We start from the raw sequence: 5276 nt of genomic DNA on the forward strand, positions 1-5276 counted from the left end.
CCAATTTATTTGTCAATATATAAATCGCAGAAGCTCGATTTTTTGCAATGTCTTTTTTGTTTGTATCCAACGATACCCAAATCTCATTTTTTCCGATGAAAGTGCGAATCGCATCAGGAACTCGTTGCCTGAAAGAGTATCCAGCATCACGACGAATCAGCATTTTGGTCCGTATGTGTAGCAGACCTGTGTAGCAAAACACTGGGTCTCAGGTTGGTGGAAACCCGAAAAACCCAGCGTTTTCAATGCTTTAGTATGGTGCGAACTGCGGGACTCGAACCCGCACGCCCTTGCGGACTCGAGATTTTAAGTCTCGTGCGTCTACCATTCCGCCAAGCTCGCACAGCCCTCATGCTGCGCGCAGAAGAGCGGTACCGTTTTCTCTCAACCAGCGTTCCGCTGCAAGACGTCCTGTACGGCCCTGCGGAATAAAACGGTCGACCAGGGCCCAGAAATCGGGGCCGTGATTGAAGTGTTTCAGATGCGCCAGTTCGTGGATGACCACATAATCCCGGATCTCCGGGGGAGCCATCAGCAGGCGCCAGCTGAGCATGATGCGTCCCTGGCGCGTGCAGCTGCCCCATCGGGTCCGGACATCGCGCAGGTCGAGCCGGGCAGGGTGCAGATCCATTTTTGCTGAATAGGTCTGGAGCGTCTGTGTCAGGCGTTCCTTTGCCATGGTCTGAAGAAAATCGCGGACGCGTCGTTCCGTGTGTGAGGCTTCTCCGCTGACATGCAGCCCTTCCGCATCCAGCCAGCAGCCGCGCCGGGCCGTGGGTTCATGCAGGATAGGGATGCTTCTCCCTTCGATCATGACCTCTGAGCCGTCAGCGAGCGCCTGCTTTTCCGGCAAAGCGGCTAGAGCGTTGGTGATCCACTCCGTCTGCTGGTGGACGAACGCCAGGGCCCTGTCCCGGCTGATGCGCTCGGGAACCGTGATGATGACTTCGCCCCGGACGGGCTCGATCCGCAGCGTAATGCGCCTGGCCCGTGTCGAACGTTTCCAGATAAGTGGAACGGTCGGCGGGAGCATGGTCTCAGCCCTTGCGTTTCAGCGCATGACAGAGCGGAGAGCGGTCCGGCCATTCCCCGGGCCAGTCTTCCAGATGGTCTTCCAGCGGTCCGGCGCGACGCTCGCTGATGCAGCGGTCCTGGACCGAGGCACCAGAACTGTGCACGCCCTTTTCGTTGCCCGTCCGCAGAGGGTGCCAGTCCGGAAGATCAAATCCGTCGCGCAGCAGACGATAGGAACAGCTTGGAGGCAGCCAGTCGATTTCGGCCAGAAGTTCCGGCGTGAGGGTCACGCAGTCCGGGACCTTGCGGTGGCGGTCGGCGTAGTCGGTGCAGCGGCAGGTATGCGTGTCCAGAAGGCGGCAGGCGACGTTCGTGTAAATGACCTCTTCAGTGTCTTCGTCGCGCAGCTTGTTGAGGCAGCAGCGACCGCAGCCATCACACAGGGACTCCCACTGTTCGGAAGACATCTGGTCCAGAGGGACGGTTTGCCAGAAAGGCGCGGTGGGAGAAGTCATGGATGGTCCAGCAGGGCGCAGGCGATGCAGAAAACGACCGCGAGCAGAATGGAAAGAAAAGCGGAGGGCAGAAGGAGCGGAAACCAGATCAGGCGCAGACGTGTCGGCAGGTCGGCGCCCAGTCCGATGGCGGCGCGTGTTGTACCTGGCGGCAGGGTCAGCAGGGTCGCCCCGGTTGGAAAAACGACTGCCGGCGCAATGAGCATGCCTTCCAGCCAGCCCAGACCGGAATGAATGCTGGCCAGCGCAAGGGCCAGTCCTGGGGCGGGCAGAAGCAGCAGCAATCCAAGACGCCGCACGACCGGAGCGGGCAGCGCACGCATGAGCAGCGCGATCACGGCGCAGGCCCCGAGAAGCCCTGTCAGGATTGCGGGCAGGTTGAGCCGTAATGCGAGCGACATCATGGTGTTTGTGGGGCGAAACGTGCTTCGAACTGCTGTTCGAGCGCTTCACCATGCTGGGACCAGAACGTGTCGCTGACAGTCAGGAACGTCGGCGTGTTTCCCGGCGGAACCGGTCCGGGCATGTCTTCCAGATGGGGAGCGTGCATTTTGAGCTGGACCAGTGTCCGATGGGCACTGTCCGCGGGAACATTGGCGGGAATGGCCCAGAAGAGCGGCGTCCGCAGCACGTTCTGGGTGCCGGCAACGAAAAGCGAGCTTGCGGCTCCGGCCTGAACCCGGGAACTGACACTGGTCACTTCCGTACTCGGCGCGCTCAGCATGAGGGCGCTGCTCTGTTCCATGATGCGTGCGGCATCGGCAGCCGTAGTCCACCACACGATATAGGGGCGCAGCAGGTCCAGCTTGCGGAAGGCGCGATCCACACCGGCCTGCGTGGAAAGGGTAGGATAGATGTCCTGTGGTGCGACACCATCGGCCAGCAGGGCGATTTCCAGTGTTGTTCTGGCGCCGAAATGCAGCCCCCGTCGTCCTGGATGGCGGGCTACGTCCCAGAAATCCTGCCAGCCCGGAGCTGTTGCCAGCCGTGAGCGGTCCCAGGTCAGGGCCAGGTCACTGACGCCACCGGGGATGCCGCAGGTGGGGCTGTCGTCCAGTGTATGGACCCATCCGCCCGCGCAGGCCTGCGCCAGCTGCGTTCCCGTGACGAGAACGGCCATCCATGCGGGTTTCGCAGCATGGGAGCCGGTCTGGAGTGTTGTCGTCTGACCGTCCCATTCCACCAGACGCAGGGTGTTGTCACTGGAGGTGAGGGCGTGCGCTGCGATCGTGCCTTCCGGAACGCCGAAACCGGGTTCAGGGGCAACGGGCGCAGCTGCGTGATGACGGACAGTTCTGCGACGGTGCCGGGCACGTTCATGCCCATGTGCAGAGGCGGAGCCTGGCATGAAGACGGAGGTGATGCCGTGTCCGACAGACGTGAAAAACGACCCGATGCCGGTGGCATCATGTGACGAACGCGCGGATGCAGCCTGAGCTACAGGCTCCAGGGACGACAGAAGCAGCAGGGCGCAGAGACACAGCTGGCGGGGGCCACTCCTGCGGGGGACCCGACCGGATGTCCGGAAGACATGTCGCAAGGGGAAGGCGGACCGGGTCAGAACGGAAAGATCCTTGGAAGACTGGGTTTGCTGGAAAGGGAACGGTTTACGGGCGTCCGGACAGGACGGGCGCACTTTAATACATCCCGGCGCCGGGCGGAAAGGCTGTCGCATGGGCGGCGGGCCAGGCGAGCTGCACGGCGGTTCCCGGTGCCGGGATCTTCTGGGCCTGAAGCGGCGGGCGGCGCAGCTCGATTTCCGTTCCTTCGGCGCAGCGGACCCGCATGCGGATATGATCCCCGAGATGGGTGCTGTCGGTCAAAACACCGCGGACGGGCGTCTCCCCCTCATCGTCCATCCCCAGGCCATGGGCTCCGAAAAACGGTGAAATCCGGTCGGGGAGGACACAGACAAGACATTCCTGTCCTTCAGCCAGATTTTCGGCGGCCATCGCGTCCACGATGCCGCCACAGGCCAGATGAACGCGAGCCACGTCGTCGCCAATATCCAGAACCTGACCCGGCAGGGTGTTGGTCTCGCCAAAGAGGGTCGCGATCTCAACGCAGTTCGGACGGTCATAAAGACGGGCGGCGTCTGCACATTGCAAAAGCCGGTTGTCATGAAAGACGGCGATTTCGCCGCCCGAACGCAGGGCATCCTCGCGGCGCGAGACGCTCTGGATCACGCTGAGATTCAGGGCGCGGGAGAGGGTGCCCAGCAGGATCGGGATGCGGCGTGCGGCATGGGGATCGAGCGTATGAAGTGGATCATCCAGCAGCAGTACGTCTGGAGATGTGACAAGGGCGCGGGCCAGCCTGACACGCAGGGACTGTTCCGGGCTCAGCTCCGCAGGGCGCAGGCCGGCGATGCCGTCCAGTCCCAGAAGGGAGATCATCCGTCCGGCCGCCGCACGGGCTTCGGTTCGGCCCTGTCGGCTGGCGCGCAGACTGAAGGCGATGTTGTCCCGAAGGTCCAGATGCGGAAAAAGCGGGTCCCGCGGACTCACGATGCGCATCCGACGCTCTGCGGGCGCACGGGACGTCACGTTCTCGCCGCTGACCGTGATGGTGCCGCCCAGAGAGGGCAGGAACCCGGCCAGAACATCCAGCAGACGCGACAGGGCCGCGGGCTGGTTTCCGAACAGGGTCAGGGTTGCGCCGGGCTGGAGCGACAGGTCGACGGGCGGCGCATCAATGGCCGCGCCCAGGCCGGCTACCTCCAGCACGGGCTTCGGGCGGGAGGGGCGGGTGCTCCTCTGCTTGGGAGCCATGCGGGAAACGCCGGACAGGCCTGACATGCAACCTCTGGGAGAATGGATCGTTATAGGCGAAACAAAATCAGGCCAGAACAGATCTGACCGGATATTCAAGAAGGGGTTTGAACATGAGCCGTAAAAGCGTCAAGGATAACATTGAAGTGGCAACCGAGACCACACAGGCTCAGATCGACAGTCTGCGGGACCAGCTGCAGGAACTGCTGAACAACCGCATCAACCCCGCTCTGCTTGATGCGGCTGACCGCACGGACCATGCCGTTGCAAATGCCCGCAAAATCACGGATCATGAAATTGAAAATGTTTCGACGCGTGTGCGGGCGCGTCCGATTGCAGCCGTCCTGATTTCGGCCGTGGTCGGTTTCTTCGCCGGCCGTTTCTCCAAGTAACAGCCCGGTTCTTTCCAGGCGGGGGACGGACGGCATCTCGTCCGGCCCCGTCCTGAAGAAGAGGCAAGCGACTTTCCATGAAGCCTATCGAACTCGGACAGGATGTCCTTTCAGCCCAGGGGCAGATCCTTTCCCGCTCTGCAATGCGAATCGGCCGCAGGGTGGCCTATGCCATCGTCGCGGCAGTCTTTCTGTTCTTTACAGCGATCTCATTTCACGGGTTCCTGTGGGCATTCTTCATTGATGTCGCAGGGCTGAGCTATGTGAAGTCCGCGCTCTGCGTGATCGGCGTGGATCTCCTGTTCGTCGTGATCTTCGGACTCCTGGCCGCCCGTTCCATCCCGGATCCGGTGGAAATCGAGGCCCGTATCCGCCGTGACCGCAAGTTCATCGAGTTCAAGCAGTCTCTCGCCATGGCGGCGCTGACGGGGCTGGTCTTCGGGCCGGCCGGCCGTTTCACCATCGCCCGTCTGTTCGCCATTGTGCGGAATTTGTTCGGTCTCAGAAAATAAGACATTTTGTGGCTGATATTGATCAAAGCCATATAGTCAGTCTCCGCGTAATGGCGTAAGCACTTCGCCAGT

8 protein-coding genes and 1 tRNA gene are annotated in these 5276 nt (G+C 61.8%); 2 read left to right on the forward strand and 7 right to left on the reverse strand.

Annotation, left to right across the window (positions count from 1 at the left end):
* The 7 genes from GOX01_RS13350 to GOX01_RS12170 all read right to left on the reverse strand — a co-directional run.
* The coding region (locus tag GOX01_RS13350; RefSeq protein ID WP_371858545.1) for a DUF6538 domain-containing protein at positions 1-163 on the reverse strand (163 nt) is incomplete at its 3' end.
* Between the two features lie 93 nt (positions 164-256).
* A tRNA-Leu gene (locus tag GOX01_RS12145) sits at positions 257-342 on the reverse strand.
* A 7-nt stretch (positions 343-349) separates the two neighbouring features.
* Complete coding sequence (locus GOX01_RS12150) at positions 350-1033, reverse strand: M48 family metallopeptidase (RefSeq protein WP_011252943.1); 684 nt, start codon at positions 1031-1033, stop codon at positions 350-352.
* A gap of 4 nt (positions 1034-1037) precedes the next feature.
* Entirely contained in the window at positions 1038-1529 is a 492-nt protein-coding gene (locus GOX01_RS12155) for a YcgN family cysteine cluster protein (RefSeq protein WP_011252944.1), read from the reverse strand.
* Positions 1526-1933 (reverse strand): hypothetical protein, encoded by a 408-nt coding sequence (locus GOX01_RS12160; protein WP_024717272.1) that lies wholly within the window; start codon positions 1931-1933, stop codon positions 1526-1528. The genes GOX01_RS12155 and GOX01_RS12160 overlap by 4 nt, the downstream gene beginning before the upstream one ends.
* Positions 1930-2877 carry an extracellular solute-binding protein gene (locus GOX01_RS12165; RefSeq protein WP_231100974.1) on the reverse strand — a complete coding sequence of 316 codons (948 nt, stop codon included), beginning with the start codon at positions 2875-2877 and terminating at the stop codon, positions 1930-1932. The genes GOX01_RS12160 and GOX01_RS12165 overlap by 4 nt, the downstream gene beginning before the upstream one ends.
* Before the next feature lie 289 nt (positions 2878-3166).
* The gene (locus GOX01_RS12170) at positions 3167-4327 is read right to left on the reverse strand and encodes an ABC transporter ATP-binding protein (protein WP_011252947.1); all 1161 of its coding nucleotides are present in this window, start codon (positions 4325-4327) and stop codon (positions 3167-3169) included.
* Between the two features lie 86 nt (positions 4328-4413).
* On the opposite strand from GOX01_RS12170, the gene GOX01_RS12175 reads away from it, so the two are divergent.
* On the forward strand, positions 4414-4692 hold the full coding sequence (locus GOX01_RS12175; protein ID WP_024717271.1) for a hypothetical protein: 279 nt from the start codon (positions 4414-4416) through the stop codon (positions 4690-4692).
* Between the two features lie 77 nt (positions 4693-4769).
* Positions 4770-5204: a hypothetical protein gene (locus tag GOX01_RS12180; RefSeq protein WP_024717270.1), complete on the forward strand. Its 435-nt coding sequence runs from the start codon at positions 4770-4772 to the stop codon at positions 5202-5204.
* Positions 5205-5276: the final 72 nt, after the last annotated feature.

Origin of the sequence: Gluconobacter oxydans (assembly GCF_006539685.1) — a bacterium.
Lineage (GTDB): Bacteria > Pseudomonadota > Alphaproteobacteria > Acetobacterales > Acetobacteraceae > Gluconobacter > Gluconobacter oxydans.

Bases quoted from the DNA above. Each gene is read 5' to 3' on its own strand.
- GOX01_RS12150 (WP_011252943.1), bottom strand. From the start codon at position 1,033: ATGCTCCCGCCGACCGTTCCACTTATCTGGAAACGTTCGACACGGGCC.
- GOX01_RS12155 (WP_011252944.1), bottom strand. From the start codon at position 1,529: ATGACTTCTCCCACCGCGCCTTTCTGGCAAACCGTCCCTCTGGACCAG.
- GOX01_RS12160 (WP_024717272.1), bottom strand. From the start codon at position 1,933: ATGATGTCGCTCGCATTACGGCTCAACCTGCCCGCAATCCTGACAGGG.
- GOX01_RS12175 (WP_024717271.1), top strand. From the start codon at position 4,414: ATGAGCCGTAAAAGCGTCAAGGATAACATTGAAGTGGCAACCGAGACC.
- GOX01_RS12170 (WP_011252947.1), bottom strand. From the start codon at position 4,327: ATGTCAGGCCTGTCCGGCGTTTCCCGCATGGCTCCCAAGCAGAGGAGC.
- GOX01_RS12165 (WP_231100974.1), bottom strand. From the start codon at position 2,877: ATGCCAGGCTCCGCCTCTGCACATGGGCATGAACGTGCCCGGCACCGT.
- GOX01_RS12180 (WP_024717270.1), top strand. From the start codon at position 4,770: ATGAAGCCTATCGAACTCGGACAGGATGTCCTTTCAGCCCAGGGGCAG.